Genomic DNA, 18,182 nt, shown 5'->3' on the forward strand with positions numbered 1-18,182 from the left:
TTCCCCCATGATGTTCTCGGTCATCCGCGTCCGTGCGATGGGGGCGACGGCGTTGATGGCGATGCCGTTGCGGGCACCTTCGATGGCGAGAACGTGCATCATGCCGATGAGGCCCATCTTGGCGGCGCCGTAGTTGGCTTGACCGAAGTTCCCGAAAAGTCCGGTGCCGGAAGTGGTCTGAACGATCCGTCCGTAATTCTGTGCCCGCATGATCGGCCACACGGCCCGCGTCACGTTGAATGCGCCGGCGAGGTGTACCGATATGACCGCATCAACCTGCTCGGCGGTCATGTTCTTGAAAGCCGCGTCGCGCAGAATCCCCGCGTTGTTCACCAGAATATCGACCCGGCCGAAGGCGTCCATCGCCGTTGCCACGATCGCGGCGCCGCCGTCCTCGGTGGCCACCGAGTCCCCGTTGGCGACCGCGGTGCCGCCCGCGGCTGTGATCTCGTCGACCACGGCCTGGGCCGCCGACGTCGACGCGCCGCTGCCGTCCACGGCGCTGCCCAGGTCGTTGACCACGACGCGGGCACCGCGCCGTGCGAGCTCGAGGGCGTGACAGCGGCCAAGGCCGCCACCGGCGCCGGTGACGATGGCCACCTGGTTATCGAAAGTCATTGACTGCATAGGTGAGAGGTTACATTTACTCAATCGAGAGCAGTAATTTGCATTGGAGGGGACATCCATGGGCGGCCCGACTGAACTGCTGCCGCATGCGCGTCGGCGCGCCGAGGCGCTGCGGCCCCGGTACCGCGCCGCCGGCCTGTGGACCGGGGAACCGTTCGACATGGTGCGCTCCGCAGCCGCCCGGCATCCCGGCCGTCCAGCGGTGGTGGACCGAGGCGCCGAACTCACCTACGGCGAGCTGGACGAGCGCATCGATTCGGCCGCCGTGGCCATGGCAGACGCCGGTGTCGTGCCGGGCAGCGCGATCGTCTTGGTGGTCGGCAACGACGTTGACTCGGTGGTCGCGATCCACGCGGCGTTGCGGGCGGATGCGATGGTGCTGCTCGTGCCGCGTAGTGCCGGGGCCAAACACGTCGCCGACATTCTCACCCGCACCCGGGCGCGGCTCGGCGCGGCGCCGAACTGGACGGCGGTCTCCGAGCCGGAATTATCCGGGCTGTGCCGTTGGATCGAACTCGGTGCCGGTGAGCGCTTGGCCAGCGATCCGCCGCGCCCGGCGCGGCCGGCCGACGAACCATCCTTCGTGCTCTACACCTCGGGTACGACGTCTCGGCCAAAGGGCGTGATCCACTCGCTCAGCACATTGGCCAAAGCGTCGGCGAACTACATTGCGGCGGCGGGCCTGGGTTCAGAAGACCGGATTTTTCTGATCAGCCCGCTGGCGTCGGTCACCGGTGTCTTGCAAGCGCTGTTCATCGGACCGATGCTCGCAATACCGGTGATTCTCGAGGACCGTTGGAACCCGTCGGCGACGTGCGACCTGCTGGTCACCTCGGGTGCGACGTGGTACGGCGGTCCGGACCGGCTGCTCGACCGGATACTCGATGAGGCCGTGGCGCGCGACGCCGTCGTCCCGCTGCGGGCGGTTTATCTCGGCGGCACGACGCTGGACCGGCGGATCGTCGAACGCGTCGAAGACGATTTCGGCATCGTCGTCATGCGTGCGTATGGGTCCTCGGAGGCACCGGTAAGCACCTCCGGTCTGCGGGGCGAGTCGCGGGCGGTGCGCCATGCCGACGACGGAGTGGCGCTCGACGATGTCGAAGTGCGCGTCGGATCCGCGGCCGAATCCGCCGAATGCTGCATCAGGGGGCCGCACACGTTCCTCGGATACACCGACGCCGAGGACGACAAGATGGCGTTCGACGGCGACTGGTTCCGCACCGGCGATGTGGCGGACATCGTCGGCGACCGGGTGCGGATCGTCGGCCGCATCAAGGACATCGTGATTCGCAACGGGCTGAAGATCCCGGCGGCCGAGGTGCAGGAGGCCGTTTCTCGGATCGCCGGGGTCCGCGAGTGTGCGGCCTATGCGGTCGCCGACGACACCACCGGAGAGCGGCTGGCCATGGCAATTGTGCTCGAACCCGACGTCGATATCACTCTGGCCGAGGTCGCCGTCGCTCTCGTATCCGAGGGGATGCCGAAATACAAACTGCCGGAAGAACTCGTGCTGTGGGACGAGCCGCTTCCAATCAACGCCAACGGCAAGATCGACCGCGCGAAGCTTGACGAAGGGTCGGTCGGGCGGCGCCGTTTGCTCGCCGACCGTCTCGCGACTGCGGGATAACGGGCAGCCGGCGAAGCTTAGGCGCGTGCCGGGCGGAATACCGGTACGACGAATCCGTCGCCGTCTTCGCGGAAGGCAACCATCAGATCCATGTCTGCGCGCAGGTCTTCGATGGCGCAATCCTCGACGACGGTCATCAGCCGTGGCCCCTCTTCGAGGTCCACCATTGCCAGTACGTACGGAACATGGGCGTCGAAGGGCGCGGCGTTCTGGTGGATGACGCTCCAGGTGTACAGCCGCGCGCGTCCGGTGGCCGGCGCCAATTCGACGTCCTCGCACCAACAGTGCGGGCAGAACGGCCGTGGGTACAACGAGGCCCGACCGCAGGACCGGCATCGGTTGACCGTCAATCTGCGGTCCTGCGCGGCCGCCCACCAGGCCTGTCCGTCGGTGTCGATCGTGGGCCGATCGGGTGCCGTCACTACTGCCTCCCGAGAATCATCGTGGCGCTGTGGGTGAAGAACCCGCCCATGGCGTGCACACAGGCCAACCGGGCCCCGCCGACCTGGCGCCGCCCGCATTCGCCTCGCAACTGCCGCACCGCCTCGACCATGAGGAACATCCCTCGCATACCGGGATGGCAGGAGGCCAGCCCGCCTCCGTCGGTGTTGGTCGGCAGCGCCCCGCCCGGGCGCAGCGCACCGGATTCGATGTACGGTCCCCCTTCGCCCTTGGCGCAAAAGCCCAGATCTTCGACGGTCAGCAGCACGGTGGACGTGAAGGAGTCGTAGAGCTGGCACACGTCGATGTCACCCGGGCCGACGCCCGCCTGCGCGAAGGCTCGCGGGCCCGAGCGGGCGGCGGCCGAGGTCGTGAAATCGGGCCATTGGCTCATGCTGACGTGGGATGTCGCGTCGGCCGACCCGAGAATCCAGATCGGCTCTTTCGCGCAATCCTTGGCCACCCGCTCGCTGGCCAGCACGACGGCGCCACCACCGTCGGTGCGCAGGCACACATGCTTGGAGGTGAACGGGTCGGCCAGCATCGGTGCGCTCGCCACGTCGGCCACTGTGATGCGGTCGCGCTCAAATGCGTTCTCGTTCATGGCCGCCCACTCGTGGGCGGCGACGGCGACTTCCGCCAGCTGGTCGACGGTCGTGCCGAATTCGATCATGTGTCGCCTGGCCGCCATGGCGTACTTGGCGATCAACGTCGCGCCGTACGGCGTCTCGTACTGCAGGACGCCTCCGGTGCCCATGGCGGCGGCGGACGGTCGCACCCGGCGCCTGACGTCCGAGCGCGCGGTCGATCCGTACGTCAACAAGGCGACCTCGATCTGCCCTGCCGCGATCGCTGCCGCGGCGTGACCGGCCATGACTTCCCACGAGGATCCTCCGACGTTGGTCGCGTCGACCCAGTCGGGGCGCAGACCGAGGTACTCGCCGACCTCGACCGGCGGAAGCAACGTCCCATGAGCACCGAAACCGTCGACGTCGTCCTTCGTCAGGCCCGCATCGACGACCGCGCGCCGCGAGGACTGCGCCATCAGCGCCATGGCGGTCTTATCGGGAACTCGACCGCAGTCGGAAAGGGCTGCGCCCACGATAGCGACGCGATTCGGCGGCATAGCTCATGGTTATCACACCGCCGCCCGCTCGATAACGACAGTTCGCAGAAAGATGGAAACCGCATTCTCGGTCGGCTACCGTGAGCCTATGACGACGGCGCTGCGGGACGCCTTGCGAGGACACCCCCTGGTGCTGTGCCTGGCTCTGCTCAACTCACGCACCCCTGATGTTCCCGCGGTTGCGGCGGCCTGCGGGTACGACGCCGTTTATGTCGATCTCGAACACACATCCACGTCATTGGAAACCGCACAGATGCTCTGCATGAGCGCGCTCGGGGCGGGGATATCCGGTCTGGTGCGGGTGCCGTCGCACGACGCCAGCGTCATTGCCCGTGTGCTGGATGGCGGGGCAGTGGGAGTGATTGTCCCGCATGTGAATTCGAAGAGCGAGGCGGAGGCGGTGGTTCACGCCGCGCGGTTTCCCCCGCTCGGCCATCGATCGATATCGGGTCCCAACGCTGTCAGCGGATTCGGGCAGCGTCCGGCGACACAATTGGTCGAGGTGCTCGAACGGCGCACCGTCGTGGCCGTGATGATCGAGACTCCGCAGGCGGTCGAAGCTTGCGAGTCCATCGCGTCGGTGGAAGGCGTCGACATGATCCTCGTCGGGCCGAGCGATCTGACCGCTGAAATGGGCATCCACGGGCAGTATGAGAATCCCCATTTCCAGCGTGCGGTAGAATCGGTCGCGGCGGCTTGCCGAAGTCACGGCGTGGCGCTCGGGATGGCCGGAATAAAGTCCCTCGAACTGCTCAGTCGTTTCGTGGGGATGGGTTTGCGGTTCATCTCGGCGGGGACCGACATTGGGATGATGACGGAGGCGGCCACCACGCGCGCGCAAGCGCTCCGCGGGCTGAGCGAGTCACCGCGCGAACCGATTTGCACGAACGACGACCAATAGCCGCAGTGAGCCAACCCATTCAGGAGGACCGGATGCCGACAGCCATCTATACCGAACCCGTCACCGACACGATGGCGTGGACCGGGGCCGACTTCAAGAGCAAGGAGGACTTCGCGTTCGACTTATCGGCCCGCAACGTAGCGGCTTTGGAATCGATCCTGGCCAAGACGGCGAACAAGGACCGAGACGACATCACGCCCGAGGACGCACGGCACCCGGATCTCGACGACGATCTGGCCCGGCTCTACCGGGAACTAATGTTCGGCAAAGGCTTGGCCTGCGTGCGCGGCTTTCCGGTCGAACAGCACTCGATCGAGGAACTCGAACGAATTTACTGGGCGTTCTGCACGCACCTCGGGTATCTCGTGTCGAACAACTCCTTCGGTCACCGGATGGTGCGCGTGCAGGAGGAGATCCTGCCGGGTGGCGTACAACCAGCCCGGGGCACCAAATCCCGGGCTGAACTGGCGATGCACAACGACGCCGCCGACATCCTGTCGCTGCTGTGTGTGTATCCCGCGGCGCAGGGTGGGGAGAGCCAGTTCGCCAGCGGGCCTGCTGCGCACAACCGGGTTCTGGCGGAACGGCCGGATCTGCTCGAAGTGCTCTACCGGGGGTTCCCGCATCATCGCCGCAGCGAGCAGCCCGACGACCAACCCGACGTGACGCCCTATGACGTGCCCGTCTTCTCCCAAATCGACGGACGAATCTGCATCAACTTCACCTACAGCAGCATCCTGCCCGCGATGCACGCCCTGGGCCGTGAGTTCACGCCACAAGAGGTCGAGGCGGTGGATCTACTGCGCAACATCCTGGTCGAGCAGCAAGTCGAATTCCGACTGGAATCCGGCGAGGCCGCGGTGGCCAACAACTTCGCGATGTGCCATTCGCGGTCCGACTTCGTCAGCAGCAATGATCCGAAGAAGGCGCGCTGCTTCCTGCGGGCGTGGATGGAAGTGCCGCGCGAAGACCGCCGACTGCCGATCGGCCGTGAGTACTTCCACATGGAGAACAAGGACCTGCGCCTCGGATACGACGTAGTCGAGGGCCGCGACGGCGCCATCGCCCGCAACGACTACAAGAACGTCAACACCGAACTGGCCGAAATGTTCAAGGCGGCGCAGGCGAAACCCAAAGTCAAGAACACGTGAGCGTTCGTCCGCGTCTGGTTTACGAGCGGTGGACGGATCCCGTGGCCGGCGAGATCCTCGAAAATGCCGACGTCGACCTGGTCAAGCTCGACTTGACCGCGGCCGACACGGACAGCTGGGCCATCTTGGAATCCGCACACGGATACCAGGTCGCCACCCGCACGGACGTGGCCGGCTACGCCGGCGGTGCGCAGTGGCTGGCCGGGCCGGATTTGCTGCGACGGTGTCACAAGCTTCTCGCCGTGTGCTCGGCGGGCGCGGGGTACGACGTCATCGACGTGGACGCGTGCACACGCGCCGGAATCGCGGTGTGCAACAACTCCGGGCCGGGCGCGGAGGCGGTCGCCGAGCACGCGCTGGGCTTCATGCTCGACCTGGCCAAGAAGATCACCGCGGGAGACCGGATGCTGCGAGCCGGTTCCCTCAGCGATCGAATGGTCCTGCGGGGCAATCAGTTGATGGGCAAGACGCTGGGTGTCATCGGGCTCGGGGCGATCGGTGGGCGCCTGGTTGAACTGTGCGCGCCGTTCGATATGGAGGTCCTCGTTTTCGACCCTTACCTCGACGAGGCGAGCGCGCGAGCACGCGGGGTGCGAGCCGTTGCGCTTGCCGAACTGCTCGAGCGCTCGGACTTCGTCCAGGTGACCTGTCCGTTGACCAGTGAGACCGAGGGATTGATCGGCAGTCGGCAGTTCGCGGCGATGAAGCCGACAGCGTTCTTCATCACCACAGCGCGCGGACCCGTCCATGACGAAACCGCGCTCCTCGAAGCGCTCCGCACCGGAGGAATCGCCGGGGCGGGGTTGGATGTGTTCCATGAGGAACCACCGCGCCAGGAAAATCCGTTGCTGCAGCTTGCCAATGTGGTGGCCACGCCCCACACCGCGGGTATCACGGTCGAGGCCACGCGCGATATCGCCGTTGCCACGGCTACGCAGTGGCAGACGATCTTCGGCGGCGGTGTGCCACCACGGCTACTGAATCCCGATGTCTGGCCCCGCTTCTGCGACCGATTTCAAGACGCATTCGGATTTCGTCCCAGCGCCACAAGCGTTTTGGAGAGCGGGGGTCGGATCAGATGAGTGAGTACAAAACGATCGACGTCGAGGTGCGGGATCACACCGCTTGCGTGACCCTCAACCGCCCCGAGGTCCTCAACGCGATCAACGACGAGATGATCGCCGAACTGTCGATCGCATACTCGGAAATCGAACGTTCCCAACAGATCTGGACGGTCATCATTACGGGCGCCGGACGCGCCCTGTGCGTAGGCGCGGACGTCAACAAGGCGGCCGACCACGACATGGACAACGCGGCCGGAATCGACAACCAGGGCGAGCCCATCCTCAGCTCGATGCGCCAGTGGGACGCGCCCCAAGAGGCTACGCCGCCGTGGCTGCAGATGACCAAGCCGATCATCTGCGCCGTCAACGGCATCGCCTGCGGAGCGGGACTGGATCTCGTGACGACCGCGGACATCACCGTCGCGTCGGAGCACGCGACGTTGATGGATCCGCATGTCAGCATCGGCGTGACGTCCGGGCGCGAAGGGGTGCGGCTTGCCCGGATTCTGCCGCTGCCCGTCGCGATGCGGTTGATCTTGATGGGCAAGCACGAACGACTCGACGCCCAACGGGCCTACGACCTGGGTATCTTCACCGAGGTGGTGGCGCACGACTCATTGGTGGACCGGGCGTGGGAGATCGCCGGAATCGTCAATTCAAATGCGCCACTGGCGGTACGAGGTTCGCGGATGGCCGTGCGCAAGGGTCTCACGCTGCCCATCTATGAGGCCGAACTGCTCGCCGAGAACTATCGGATGAAAGTCGCGCTGACCAAGGACGCCGTCGAGGGGCCGCGAGCCTTCCTCGAAAAGCGCAAACCCGAGTGGAAGGCGTTGTAGTACCCGCGACCCGAAATCCCCGGAGCCAGTTGTTCACACCATGCCGAAGAACGTTTTGGCGTTGGTGGACAACACCTTCCGCTTTGTCTCCTCGTCCAGGCCCTCCGTCGCCTTATTGGCGACCTCCAGGCTCCTCGGCCAGTTGGTGTCGTTGTGCGGGTAGTCGGTCTCGAACATCAGCTGGTCGGGGCCGACGAGATCGAGGATGCGGAAGGCGACCGGGTCGCCGAAGGTGGAGAAGTAGACGCGCCCCGGCACCTGATTGCTGGGCGGTTCGGTCAACAGGGGATGAATGCCGCCCCAGGCCCGACGGTCCTCCCAGACCTCGTCGACACGCTGCAGGTAGTAGGGAATCCAGCCGGCCTGCGCCTCGGCGAATGCGATCTTGAGGTCCGGAAATTGAACGAGCTTGGCGGAGAACAGCCAGTCGACCAACGCGATCGTGCAGTTGACCGCCATGAGCGCGCTGGTAACCACGTGCGGAGAGTCGGGCGAGGACTTGGTGAGTGAGGAACTCGACCCGATGTGCAACATGATGCCCACTTGGTTGCGCTCACAGGACGCGAAGAAGGGGTCCCAGTAGCCGCTGTGGATGGAGGGCAGGTCGAGACGGCTGGGTAGCTCGGAGAAGCACACCGCGCGCATTCCCTTGGCGGCAACCCGTTCGACCTCCTTGGCGGCGAGTTCGACGTCCCACAGCGGAATGATCCCCAGCGGGATCAGCCGCCCGTTCGAGCTACCCCCCCATTCGTCGATCTGAAAGTCGTTGTAGGCCTCGACGCAAAGTCTGGCGAGTTCCTTGTCCTTGCCGTAGAGAAAACGTTGGCCGCAGAAGCGGACCAGCGTGTTGGGGAAGCAGGCCGAGGCCTCGATGCCTGCGATGTCCATGTCCGCGAGCCGGTCCGCCGGTCGAAAGCAGCCGGGACGCATCTCGTCGTAGGTGATCGGGTCGGTGCTGAGCTCGTCGAGGTCGTAGCCGGCGGCGGCACTGATGAGGGGGATCGGGATGACCGCATCCTCGTAGTGCCAGATATCCGCGTCACGGCCGTCGGGATCCTCGACGAATGCGACATCGGACGTGACGCTCGGGTCCATGCGCCCCTTGGTGCGAACGATTCGCGGCCCGATGTCGCGGTAGCGCTCCGGCAGCCTGCTTGTCCACAGATCGGCCGGTTCCACCAGGTGGTCATCCGGCGAGACGATCAGAATGTCTGCACTCAACGCTGCACTCCTTCGACGGCCCGCGGCTTCAATTCGCGGCGCACTGATTCGTAGAGAGAATGACCGTTTCCACGGTACCGCATGCGATTCGATTCGAGGTACGCGGGGACGCTTGGCTGGCCAGGAACACCCCGCGGTGTCGCGCGTCTGGTAGGGCGCCATCGCGGCCGTGCCCGGAAAGCCTTCTCCGGCAGGGCGGCACGCGCGTCGACAAAACCCGACGGAGGATGGAAACCGTCAATCACGCAAAGCGGCAATCAACATACACGGGTAGGTAGGACGCACATTTTCGCGTGCGGGCGAGTATTCTTGTTCGCACTATGCCTACGAAGAAGCCCGCCGGCCGCCCGATCGAAACCGGCTTGGAACTTGTTGACAACGACGTCGAGGTGCCCGGCACCTGGCAGCAACGCACGATCGAGCGGCGCCTGAGCACGGCGCGGGCGCGCGCCCTCGCCCGCAGTTCGCGGTTTCTGGCCACCGCCCTGGAGTTGGTGGAGGAGTCCGGTAAGGCCGACTTCACGATCCAGACGCTCATCGACCGGTCGAACCTGAGCTTGCGAGCGTTCTACCAACACTTCGCGGGCAAGGAAGAACTTCTGTTGGCGCTCTACGAGAACGTCACCAGTCAATTCACGGAGGACATCCGGCAGGAGGTCGCCGCGGCCGACGGCCCGATGGAGCAACTCGAGGCGTTCTGCAGGGGCGTCCTGTCCCGCGCGGAATCTTCGGAAGCGGTCGGTGGCCGGGTCATGACGATCTACAACCTCAGCCTGGAGATCGAGCGGCCGGATGACTTTGCCAAGGTGTGGGAACCCCACCAGAAGCTGCTGACGAAGATCATCACGTCGTGCGCCCGGGCCGGGCTGGTGCGCACGGACATGACCCCCGCCCAGCTGACCACGCTGCTGAACACCACCCTCACCGCGCTCGCGCAGATTGGCGTCTTCCACCTGGGTGGCGGCAAGGACCCCAAGCTGACGGAGGACCAGTTGTGGGCATGGTGCAAACAGGCCGTCACGCCGCCCGTCGACGGCGCCAAGGCCCGGCCCGCACGCAAGGCGGCGCCGCGGACGACCGCGGCGCGCCGGGGCAAAAAGTTAACGGGGTAGGCCGAGACCTCGCTGCGCGATGATCGTTCGCTGAATCTCGCTGGTGCCCGCGTAGATCGTGGTGCCCAGCGAGAACCGTAGGGAGTGTTCGAACCGCCCATGCTCTGGGGCGGTCGGCTCGAGATAGCTGCGCAAGCCGTCGGCGCCGACCAATTCGACCACATCTTGGCTGGCGCGTTCGAGCGCCTCGGTGCTGAACAGCTTGGACATCGGGCCCTCAGCCACCGGTATCTCGCCCTGTTCGTGCATCCATACGCATCGTCGCTGCAGCAGCATCGACACCTCGGTCTCCATGGCGACTCGGGCGAGCCGGCGCCGGACGTCGGACTTGGCGATGGGCGGTGCGCCATCATCGGGTCGGGTGCTGGTGGCCCAGTGTTCGGCATGATCCAGCAGTCGGATCAGGTGCGGGCCCCACCCCGATGCGTGCTCGTAGCGCAGCGAAAGCCCCAGCACCTCCCAGCCAGCGTCGACTTCGCCGATCCGCCACTCGTCCCCGACGCGGACGTCGCTGTAGAACGTGATGTTGGTCCGTTCTCCGGAGAGAGTCCAGACCGCCTGTGCCTCAAAGCCATCCGAGGCGCAAGGCACGAGAAACATTGTCAGACCTTGGTGCTTGGGCTTGTCGGGGCTAGTGCGTGCGAGCAGGAATATGAAGTCGGCGATGTGACCGTTGGTGGTGAACATCTTTGAGCCGTTGATCACCCAATCCGCATCTTCGCCAGATCCGTCGCGGACCGCCTTGGTGGCGGCCGCCGCGACATCCGACCCGCATTCGGGCTCGGTGAAGCCCAGCGCGATGGTGATGTCGCCGTTGAGGGCCCCGGCCAGAATGCGATCCTTCAACTCGGGAGTGCCGATCTCGCGGATGATCGAGGCCACCATCCGCGTAGTTTCGGAAAGATATACCGGCGCGTCACAACGCATGAGCTCCTCTTTGAGGATCTGCTCGTCCCATGCATCGCGGTTCTGTCCGCCGAACTCGACGGGCCAGCCCGGGGCGAAATACCCCTTGTCGACGAGACCTTTGGCGAACTCGTCGTCGTGGGCGACGCCGCTGCGGTAGATGCGCTCCTCGAACTCGGGGCTCAACACGTTTTGAAGGTGGTTGCGGACGCCGTCGCGGAAGCTTGCCGTGTCGGCATCGAGGTGAAAATGCATATGCATGGGCCAATCTGTCGTCGCACGCAGTCAAGGACGGTGCGTGTGATAATGCTAATCTCAAATCTGAGAGTAACCATATCCGCTTGTGTGAGGGACGTACGGTCGTGGACCTGAGCTTGACGAGTGAACAGCGGCAGCTGGTCGATTCGTTCGCCGCGCTGTTCACCCGTGAGTCGACCTCCGAGCGCATCCGGGCGGCCGAGCCGTCGGGCTTCGACGCCAAACTGTGGAAGGCGCTGCTTGAGACGGGTGCGGTTGAGATGGCAGTCGGTGAGGCCGCTGGAGGATGGGGTGCCTCGGAACTGGAACTCGCGCTGATCGCCGAACAATGCGGCCGGGCACTCGCATCCGCGCCCCTCATCGAAGCGCAAGTCGCCGCCCGCGCGCTGGCTGAGGCCGGCCATACCGGCGCCGGGTTGCTGAGCGAGGTCCTCGCGGGCGAGCGACTGGCCACACTCGCGCCCCGTCCCGCACGCGATGGGCGGTTGGAACTGGTCCCGGCAGGGGCGGTGGCAGACTACGTCATCGCCCTCTCGGAGGAACGGTTGCTGGCGGTGCCGGTCGGGGATAACCGGAAAGCGGTGGGAAACCTCGCGTCAATGCCCCTGGCTGACATCACGATTGGCTCAAACGCCGTTGTGCTCGCCGACAGGTCCGCGGCGCGCGAGCTGTTCTCACGGGCGCTCGACCTGTGGCTGACCATGACCGCCGTCGCATTGGCGGGCGCTGCCAAGAGAGCCGTCGAGATCGGCGTCGAATACGCCAGACAACGCCACGCCTTCGGCGCCGCAATCGGTTCCTTCCAAGCCGTATCTCACCCGCTGGCCGACAGCGCCACCGCCGCCGACGGGGCCAGGTTGCTCGGGCTCAAGGCGGCATGCGCCTTCGCCGACGAGCCCGATCGCGTTCGCGAACTGGCCGGCATGGCCTTCGCATTCGGGTACGAGACGGCGCGCGACGCGACGCGACGCAGCCTCCACATCCACGGCGGATACGGGTTCGGTATGGAGGGTGACATCCAGTTGTACTACCGCCGGGTCCGCGGCTGGGCAATGGTCATCGGCGATCCCGCGACCGCATTGGACCGCGTCGCCGATGCGCGTTACGGCGCGGTCGCGGGCTGAGTGGGGCCGCGGGGAGCAAGGATCGCGAAGCTCAACGTCGCCCGTGCCGCGAGCCGGTCTCGACCCACGTCGAATACGTCGACACCGACCACGATCATCCTCTTTCCCGCGCGGAGCAGCGTGGCACTCGCGCGCGCGGGGCCCTCGACAATCGGTGCCAGGAAATGGATGGACATGTCCGCGGTGCCCGCCCCGCTACCCTGACCCGCGTGCTTGACGGCGAGTCGCCCGCCGGCCACATCGATGAGCGTGGCGACCAACCCGCCCTGCAACGCGCCGCGGTAGTTCACCAGGTCCGGGCGGTTGTGCAGGTCGACGACGACCGACTCGTCGGTATCGACCACGTCGTAGAAGGGCAGCTGGCCGAACAGGTGACCGGGGATGGTCACCCCCATCGGTTGGGGCGCAGGCTGGCGGGACGACGTGGCGCTCACGCGTCGGACCGGACCTGGTCCTTGGCCGCCAGCACAACCGGGGGAGCGGTTCGCCAGTCCGGTACCCCCTGGGCCTCCCCGGCGGTCGGAACCTTGTCCTCGCGGATCTGCGCCCAGTGTGAGTGATTCAGTTGATGCAACGAGAAACACGACTGCAGCGCGTTGAAAAAGCCCATGTTGTCAACGGACTGGTTCACCGATTCCTTGATCAGCAACGCCGCCATCGTGGGGACCTGGGTGATGCGCCTTGCCAGCTCGAGTGTGCGCTCGGGGAGCTCTTCGCGCTTGAAGATCTTGCTCACCATCCCGATCCGGTAGGCCTCTTCGATTCCGATCGCGTCGCCGGTCAGCATGAGCTCTTTGGTGCGCCGCGGCCCGAACTCCCACGGATGGCCGAAGTACTCCATGCCGCACATGCCCAACCGCGTACCGACCACATCGGCGAAGCGCACCTCTTCGCTTCCGACGATCAGGTCACACGCCCAGATCAGCATCAGTCCCGCTGAGAACACATCCCCATGCACCTGTGCGATGGTGATCTTGCGGAGGTTTCGCCACCGAAGGTTGTTCTGAAAGAAGTAGTGCCATTCCTGCAGCATGGTTCTCTCGGCGCCGTCGCGGGTCCCGCCGTTGATCGTCACCGTGGGGTGCTGGCCCGGCCCCGGACTGAATTCCGCGCGCGCCTGCTTGGAACCGATATCGTGACCTGACGAGAACATCGGGCCCTCGCCGGCGAGGATGACCACGCGGACGTCGTCGTCGGCCTCCGCCCGCGCAAACGCGTCGTCGAGTTCGACCAGCATGCCGCGATTCTGGGCATTGCGCTGTTCGGGGCGATTCAGCGAAATGCGAATGATCATGCCGTCGTCGAAGGTCTCCCACTTCAAGAATTCGTAATCGTTCACCATTGGCCCTGCTTCCTCATCCCGTCCGGTAATGGTGTTATCTCTATATGAGAAGATATGTTCTCACGCGGTGGCCGAACTCGGCCGGAAGGGGTGCCCATGGCGGAGGGCCAACGCAGGCCGCGGGTGATTCTTTGGGGTCCGGGCCAGGTCGGTGTCGGCGCGCTGCGCGCCCTCATCGCGCATCCGGGTCTGGAGTTGGCCGCCGTGGTCGTCCACGCCGAAGCCAAGGACGGCAAGGATGCGGGTGACCTATGTGGAATGCCGGCGACCGGCGTCATCGCCACGCGGGATGTCGATGCCGCCCTGACGACGGACGCGGACGTGGTGGCCTATTTCGCTTCGGGCGACTATCGCTACCGCGAGGCGGCGCAGGACATAGCGCGCTGCCTGCGGTCGGGTAAGGATGTGGTGTGCACCTCACTGGTGCCGATGTGTTACCCACCCGCGGCGGACAGGGAAACCGTCGGCCTGCTCGAGGAGGCGTGCGCCGAAGGCGGCACCAGCTTCTTCAACAGCGGTGTCGACCCCGGGTGGGCCAACGACGTGATCGCGCTGACCATGACGGGCTTCAGCAGCCGCGTCGACGGCATCACCATGCTCGAGATTTTGGACTATGGGCCCATCAGACAACCCGACATCATGTTCGACTTCATGGGTTTTGGCTGCCCCCCCGACCATCCGGCGCCGCTGTTCGACACCGAGCGCCTGGCTGCGTTGTGGGCACCCATCGTGCATCTCGTTGCCGACGGTGTTGGCCTGCCGCTCGATCGCGTCGACACCACCATCGAGAAATGGTTGGCGACAACCCGATACGAGGTCGCATCGGGATGGATCGAGCCTGGCACCGTGGGAGGCATGCGATTCAAGCTGGCCGGAATGGTGGGCGGCGAGGAGCGCGTCACGCTCGAACACGTCACCCGCATGGGAGAGGAAGCGGCGCCGGGCTGGCCGCGGCACCCGTCACCCCACGGGGGTTACCGGGTCATCATCGACGGCATGCCGACCTACACCGTCGACATCGAGATGCATGGCCGCGGAAATAACATGCGCGGCCTGACCTACGCGACCGTCATGCGCGAGCTGAACGCCATCCCCGCCGTGATGGCCGCGCCGCCCGGGTTGCTGTCGACCCTCGACCTGCCTCTGGTGACCGGCCCGGCCCGCGGCGGAACCTGGCGGGGCGTGCTGCCCGCGAAGGGGACGCCGTGAGCGGACAGCGCATCGCCCGGACGTCGGCCGACGTGTGGGAGGTGATGCGCACGGCGTCGGCCGTCCGGCGCTACCTCGACGAACCCGTCTCCGATGAGGTGATCGAGGCCTGCCTGCGGGCGGCCAGCTGGGCGCCGTCCGGAGGCAATCAGCAGCCCTGGAAATTCGTCGTGCTCAGATCGAGTAGCGTGCGCGACGTGGTCACGGCAGCGGCGCACCGGACATGGGATGTGATGACCGACTTCTATCGGTTCGCGATGCCGGCGGACGAGGCTGACGACCCCAAATCACGCGTGCTGCGAACGATGGCCGAACACATGAGCGTCGGTGGCGCCGCGCCGGTGCTGGTGCTGTTCTGCGTCCAGCCGCAGCGGGGGACCACCGAACTCCAGCAGGGCGGGTCCATTTTTCCCGCCGTGCAGAACTTCTTGCTGGCGGCTCGCGCGCAGGGCCTCGGCGCCGCAATCACCCTGTGGCACGGGTCCTGCGAGGACCAGCTGCGCTCGATGGTCGGCATTCCCGGCGACTGGAAGATCGCGACGTTGCTGACGGTCGGCTGGCCCAAGGGCGGACATCATGCCGTGCGGCGCAAACCGCTGGACGAGGTCGCGGCCATCGATCGTTGGGACCGGCCTTGGCACAAGACAGGGGAGTGACAGTGGGATACCCCGAGATCTCGTTGTACCTGCGCACCTTTACCGATGGCCCGCAACATGATTGGCGGGCGACGCTGGCAATGGCACGGGCGATGGATGTTGCGGGGATCGACCGTGTGGTCGTCTCCGACCATGTGGTGTTCGGCGAGAAGCTGGAGGCATACGCCGACCCCTCGGTGGGTGGTGCGTCCGGCGGCGGCCAACCTACGGGGCCCGACGGCAGCTGGCTGGAACCGCTCATCGTGCTCACCGCGATCGCTGCCACGACCGAGCGGATCCGGCTGGGGACCTCGATACTGTTGGCCGCCCTGCGGCGTCCCGCGGTCCTGGCCAAACAGCTGGCGACGCTCGATGTGCTTTCCGGCGGTCGCGTCGATCTCGGCGTCGGGGTGGGGTGGCAACGAGAGGAATACGAGGCAGCCGGACTGTCTTTCGCACACCGCGGGCGGCTGCTGGACCACACCTTGGAGGTCTGCAAGACGCTGTGGACCGAACAGCGGGCGTCGTATCACTCGCCCGAACTGTCCTTCGACGCGATCCACCAGATGCCGAAGCCGGTGCAACCCGGTGGTGTGCCGTGTTGGATCAGCGGCACGGTGAACCGCAACGTCGCGCGGCGAATCGCGCGGTTCGGCAGCGGTTGGATTCCCTGGGGCTCGGCATTTGCCGACCTGCCCACCTCGATAAGCAAGATGAAGGACAGCGTCGTCGCCGCCGGTGGCGACGCCGGCAATCTGCAAGTCCAAGGTGTCGCGCGCGCAGTGAAGGGCGACGGCGGATCGATCGACTACCCGGCATCGGTCGCGTCGGTACCGGCGCTGGTCGCGGCAGGCGTCACCGATGTCCGCTTCACGGTGACGGTCCCAGAGGAGGGCGAACGAGCGGTCGAAGTCCTCTCGCCGCTCGTGGAGGCGTTCCGCGACGTCACGCGATGATGCATCGACGTCGCGGGATCGGGCAGGAATCGACGGTGCGGCATGCAGTTGCGTGATCACGCGGGATCCGCGAAACCCGCTGTGATTCTTCATCCTTCAGGGACGGCGGTGAGCTTCGCCGACCTCGAGGCCGGCGCCAACAAGCTCGCGCACTTCATGCGGCGATCGGGGTTGGCCGCCGGGGACACCATCGCCATCCTCATGGAAAACAACGAACACATCCACACAGCGATGTGGGCGGCCAAGCGCAGCGGTTTCTATTACACGCTGGTGAACACCAACCTGAGCCACTCCGAGATCGCCTACGTCGTTGCCGACAGCGGCGCGAAGGCCATCGTCTCCTCGCGGTTGATGCGCGATGCGTGCCGGGAACTGTCCGACCGGCTCGGGGATGGCCTGCCGGCCGTGGCGTTGATGGCCGACGACGACCTCCGGGGCTGGCTGCGCTACCCGGAATGCGTGGCCGCCGAACCCTCGACGCCGATCACCGATGAGCGTGACGGCCGGCTCCTGCAGTACTCCGCGGGTAGCACCGGTCGCCCCAAGGGGATCCGCCGACCGCTGACATCGCCGAACTCCGGCGTTTCGAAGGTGTCGACACCCGTTTTCGAGGCGCTCGGGGTGGGCCCCGACTCGGTCTACCTGAGTCCAGCCCCGACCTACCATACGGCGCCGGCCATGTGGACCATGGCGGCGCAAGCCGCCGGCGCGACAACGGTCCTCATGCAGAAGTTCGACGCCGAACAGGCCCTCGAATGCATTCAGCGACACGGTGTCACGCATGCGCAGTTTGTGCCGACGATGTTTGTCCGGATGCTGCGGCTGCCAGAAGAGGCCAGAACGCGCTACGACCTCTCGACGTTGCGACGCGTCGTCCATGCCGCCGCCCCGTGTCCGCCCGAGATCAAGCGGCAGATGATCGACTGGTGGGGCCCGATCGTGGACGAGTACTACGGGTCATCCGAGGGCGCCGGCATCTCGTTCATCCGTGCCGACGAGTGGCTCGCTCACCCGGGCTCGGTGGGCAAGCCACTTCTCGGCACGCCGCACATCCTCGACGACGACCGTAGCGAGCTCGGCCCTGGACAGATCGGTGAGATCTATTACGAGGGTGGTTATCCCTTCGAGTACCTCAACGACGAAGCCCAGACGGCGGCGGCGCGCAGTGCGCAGGGCTGGGTCACCGTAGGCGATGTCGGCTATCTCGACGACGAGGGCTACCTCTATCTCACCGATCGTCGCAACCACATGATCATCTCCGGCGGGGTGAACATCTATCCTCAGGAGACCGAGAATTGTCTGATCGGTCACCCGCTCGTGGTCGACGCCGCCGTTTTCGGCGTGCCCGATCCGGTGATGGGGCAGTCGGTGACCGCAGTGGTGCAACTGGCGGATCCAGGCCTGGCTTCCCCGGTTCTCGCCGAGGAGCTGATCGCTTGGCTGCGAAATCGGCTGGCGCACTACAAGTGTCCCCGCAGGTTGTACTTCGAGGAGTGCCTGCCGCGCACCGATGCCGGCAAGCTGTACAAGCGGGAGCTGGTCGAGAAGTATGCGGGTATCTCCGGAGGCTAGGCGATCGTCAAACAGGCCTGGTCGAGTCGCCGGGCATACCATCATTGAGCGCTTCGCGGCAGTGGACG

At 65.7% G+C, this 18,182-nt stretch carries 18 protein-coding genes; 11 read left to right on the forward strand and 7 right to left on the reverse strand.

What is annotated here, in order from left to right; genetic code table 11:
• The coding region (locus A5704_RS16700; RefSeq protein ID WP_067780009.1) for an SDR family NAD(P)-dependent oxidoreductase at positions 1-627 on the reverse strand (627 nt) is incomplete at its 3' end.
• Between the two features lie 109 nt (positions 628-736).
• Here A5704_RS16700 and A5704_RS16705 point away from each other — a divergent pair.
• The gene (locus tag A5704_RS16705) at positions 737-2,257 is read left to right on the forward strand and encodes a class I adenylate-forming enzyme family protein (protein ID WP_082950476.1); all 1,521 of its coding nucleotides are present in this window, start codon (positions 737-739) and stop codon (positions 2,255-2,257) included.
• Between the two features lie 17 nt (positions 2,258-2,274).
• Here the strand turns inward: A5704_RS16705 and A5704_RS16710 are convergent, their stop codons facing one another.
• Entirely contained in the window at positions 2,275-2,679 is a 405-nt protein-coding gene (locus A5704_RS16710; RefSeq protein WP_067748340.1) for a Zn-ribbon domain-containing OB-fold protein, read from the reverse strand.
• Positions 2,679-3,824: an acetyl-CoA acetyltransferase gene (locus tag A5704_RS16715; protein WP_067779971.1), complete on the reverse strand. Its 1,146-nt coding sequence runs from the start codon at positions 3,822-3,824 to the stop codon at positions 2,679-2,681. Before A5704_RS16715 ends, A5704_RS16710 begins: the two co-directional genes overlap by 1 nt.
• A gap of 52 nt (positions 3,825-3,876) precedes the next feature.
• On the opposite strand from A5704_RS16715, the gene A5704_RS16720 reads away from it, so the two are divergent.
• The 4 genes from A5704_RS16720 to A5704_RS16735 are packed head-to-tail and all read left to right on the forward strand — an operon-like array spanning position 3,877 to position 7,779.
• Positions 3,877-4,725, forward strand: coding sequence for an HpcH/HpaI aldolase/citrate lyase family protein (locus A5704_RS16720; RefSeq protein WP_067779974.1), 849 nt, complete (start codon positions 3,877-3,879; stop codon positions 4,723-4,725).
• A gap of 32 nt (positions 4,726-4,757) precedes the next feature.
• Complete coding sequence (locus A5704_RS16725; RefSeq protein ID WP_067780011.1) at positions 4,758-5,876, forward strand: TauD/TfdA family dioxygenase; 1,119 nt, start codon at positions 4,758-4,760, stop codon at positions 5,874-5,876.
• Positions 5,873-6,958, forward strand: a complete 1,086-nt coding sequence (locus tag A5704_RS16730) for a hydroxyacid dehydrogenase (protein WP_067779977.1) — start codon at positions 5,873-5,875, stop codon at positions 6,956-6,958. The genes A5704_RS16725 and A5704_RS16730 overlap by 4 nt, the downstream gene beginning before the upstream one ends.
• Positions 6,955-7,779, forward strand: a complete 825-nt coding sequence (locus tag A5704_RS16735; protein WP_067779979.1) for an enoyl-CoA hydratase/isomerase family protein — start codon at positions 6,955-6,957, stop codon at positions 7,777-7,779. The genes A5704_RS16730 and A5704_RS16735 overlap by 4 nt, the downstream gene beginning before the upstream one ends.
• 33 nt (positions 7,780-7,812) lie before the next feature.
• Here A5704_RS16735 and A5704_RS16740 read toward each other — a convergent pair whose 3' ends face one another.
• Entirely contained in the window at positions 7,813-9,000 is a 1,188-nt protein-coding gene (locus A5704_RS16740; RefSeq protein ID WP_067748350.1) for an amidohydrolase family protein, read from the reverse strand.
• Positions 9,001-9,320: 320 nt separating this feature from the next.
• On the opposite strand from A5704_RS16740, the gene A5704_RS16745 reads away from it, so the two are divergent.
• Positions 9,321-10,112, forward strand: a complete 792-nt coding sequence (locus tag A5704_RS16745; protein WP_067748352.1) for a TetR/AcrR family transcriptional regulator — start codon at positions 9,321-9,323, stop codon at positions 10,110-10,112.
• Here the strand turns inward: A5704_RS16745 and A5704_RS16750 are convergent.
• Positions 10,101-11,273 carry an acyl-CoA dehydrogenase family protein gene (locus tag A5704_RS16750; RefSeq protein WP_067889990.1) on the reverse strand — a complete coding sequence of 391 codons (1,173 nt, stop codon included), beginning with the start codon at positions 11,271-11,273 and terminating at the stop codon, positions 10,101-10,103. The two genes, A5704_RS16745 and A5704_RS16750, sit on opposite strands and share 12 nt — an antisense overlap.
• Positions 11,274-11,380: 107 nt before the next feature.
• On the opposite strand from A5704_RS16750, the gene A5704_RS16755 reads away from it, so the two are divergent.
• Positions 11,381-12,400: an acyl-CoA dehydrogenase family protein gene (locus A5704_RS16755; RefSeq protein WP_067889993.1), complete on the forward strand. Its 1,020-nt coding sequence runs from the start codon at positions 11,381-11,383 to the stop codon at positions 12,398-12,400.
• On the opposite strand, the gene A5704_RS16760 is transcribed toward A5704_RS16755, so the two are convergent.
• Both A5704_RS16760 and A5704_RS16765 read right to left on the reverse strand, forming a co-directional pair.
• Positions 12,379-12,795 (reverse strand): PaaI family thioesterase, encoded by a 417-nt coding sequence (locus A5704_RS16760; RefSeq protein WP_067890001.1) that lies wholly within the window; start codon positions 12,793-12,795, stop codon positions 12,379-12,381. The two genes, A5704_RS16755 and A5704_RS16760, sit on opposite strands and share 22 nt — an antisense overlap.
• 35 nt (positions 12,796-12,830) lie before the next feature.
• Positions 12,831-13,739, reverse strand: a complete 909-nt coding sequence (locus A5704_RS16765) for an enoyl-CoA hydratase (protein WP_067748543.1) — start codon at positions 13,737-13,739, stop codon at positions 12,831-12,833.
• Positions 13,740-13,865: 126 nt separating this feature from the next.
• On the opposite strand from A5704_RS16765, the gene A5704_RS16770 reads away from it, so the two are divergent.
• Genes A5704_RS16770 through fadD4 form a run of 4 tightly spaced genes read left to right on the forward strand, consistent with a single transcriptional unit; the run spans position 13,866 to position 18,114 of the window.
• On the forward strand, positions 13,866-14,951 hold the full coding sequence (locus tag A5704_RS16770; protein ID WP_067890027.1) for a dihydrodipicolinate reductase: 1,086 nt from the start codon (positions 13,866-13,868) through the stop codon (positions 14,949-14,951).
• A 44-nt stretch (positions 14,952-14,995) separates the two neighbouring features.
• Complete coding sequence (locus A5704_RS16775) at positions 14,996-15,607, forward strand: nitroreductase family protein (protein ID WP_067890024.1); 612 nt, start codon at positions 14,996-14,998, stop codon at positions 15,605-15,607.
• A gap of 2 nt (positions 15,608-15,609) precedes the next feature.
• Positions 15,610-16,542 (forward strand): TIGR03619 family F420-dependent LLM class oxidoreductase, encoded by a 933-nt coding sequence (locus tag A5704_RS16780; protein WP_067890004.1) that lies wholly within the window; start codon positions 15,610-15,612, stop codon positions 16,540-16,542.
• Positions 16,543-16,584: 42 nt separating this feature from the next.
• Positions 16,585-18,114 (forward strand): fatty-acid--CoA ligase FadD4, encoded by a 1,530-nt coding sequence (gene fadD4, locus A5704_RS16785; RefSeq protein ID WP_067748362.1) that lies wholly within the window; start codon positions 16,585-16,587, stop codon positions 18,112-18,114.
• Positions 18,115-18,182 lie beyond the last annotated feature (68 nt).

Source organism: Mycobacterium sp. E735 (genome assembly GCF_001666955.1).
Lineage (GTDB): Bacteria > Actinomycetota > Actinomycetes > Mycobacteriales > Mycobacteriaceae > Mycobacterium.

Excerpts from the sequence above, each read along its gene's own strand:
- fadD4 (WP_067748362.1), top strand. The coding sequence starts at position 16,585 with ATGCAGTTGCGTGATCACGCGGGATCCGCGAAACCCGCTGTGATTCTT.
- A5704_RS16760 (WP_067890001.1), bottom strand. The coding sequence starts at position 12,795 with ATGGGGGTGACCATCCCCGGTCACCTGTTCGGCCAGCTGCCCTTCTAC.
- A5704_RS16735 (WP_067779979.1), top strand. The coding sequence starts at position 6,955 with ATGAGTGAGTACAAAACGATCGACGTCGAGGTGCGGGATCACACCGCT.
- A5704_RS16745 (WP_067748352.1), top strand. The coding sequence starts at position 9,321 with ATGCCTACGAAGAAGCCCGCCGGCCGCCCGATCGAAACCGGCTTGGAA.
- A5704_RS16715 (WP_067779971.1), bottom strand. The coding sequence starts at position 3,824 with ATGCCGCCGAATCGCGTCGCTATCGTGGGCGCAGCCCTTTCCGACTGC.
- A5704_RS16750 (WP_067889990.1), bottom strand. The coding sequence starts at position 11,273 with ATGCATTTTCACCTCGATGCCGACACGGCAAGCTTCCGCGACGGCGTC.
- A5704_RS16720 (WP_067779974.1), top strand. The coding sequence starts at position 3,877 with ATGGAAACCGCATTCTCGGTCGGCTACCGTGAGCCTATGACGACGGCG.
- A5704_RS16775 (WP_067890024.1), top strand. The coding sequence starts at position 14,996 with ATGCGCACGGCGTCGGCCGTCCGGCGCTACCTCGACGAACCCGTCTCC.
- A5704_RS16725 (WP_067780011.1), top strand. The coding sequence starts at position 4,758 with ATGCCGACAGCCATCTATACCGAACCCGTCACCGACACGATGGCGTGG.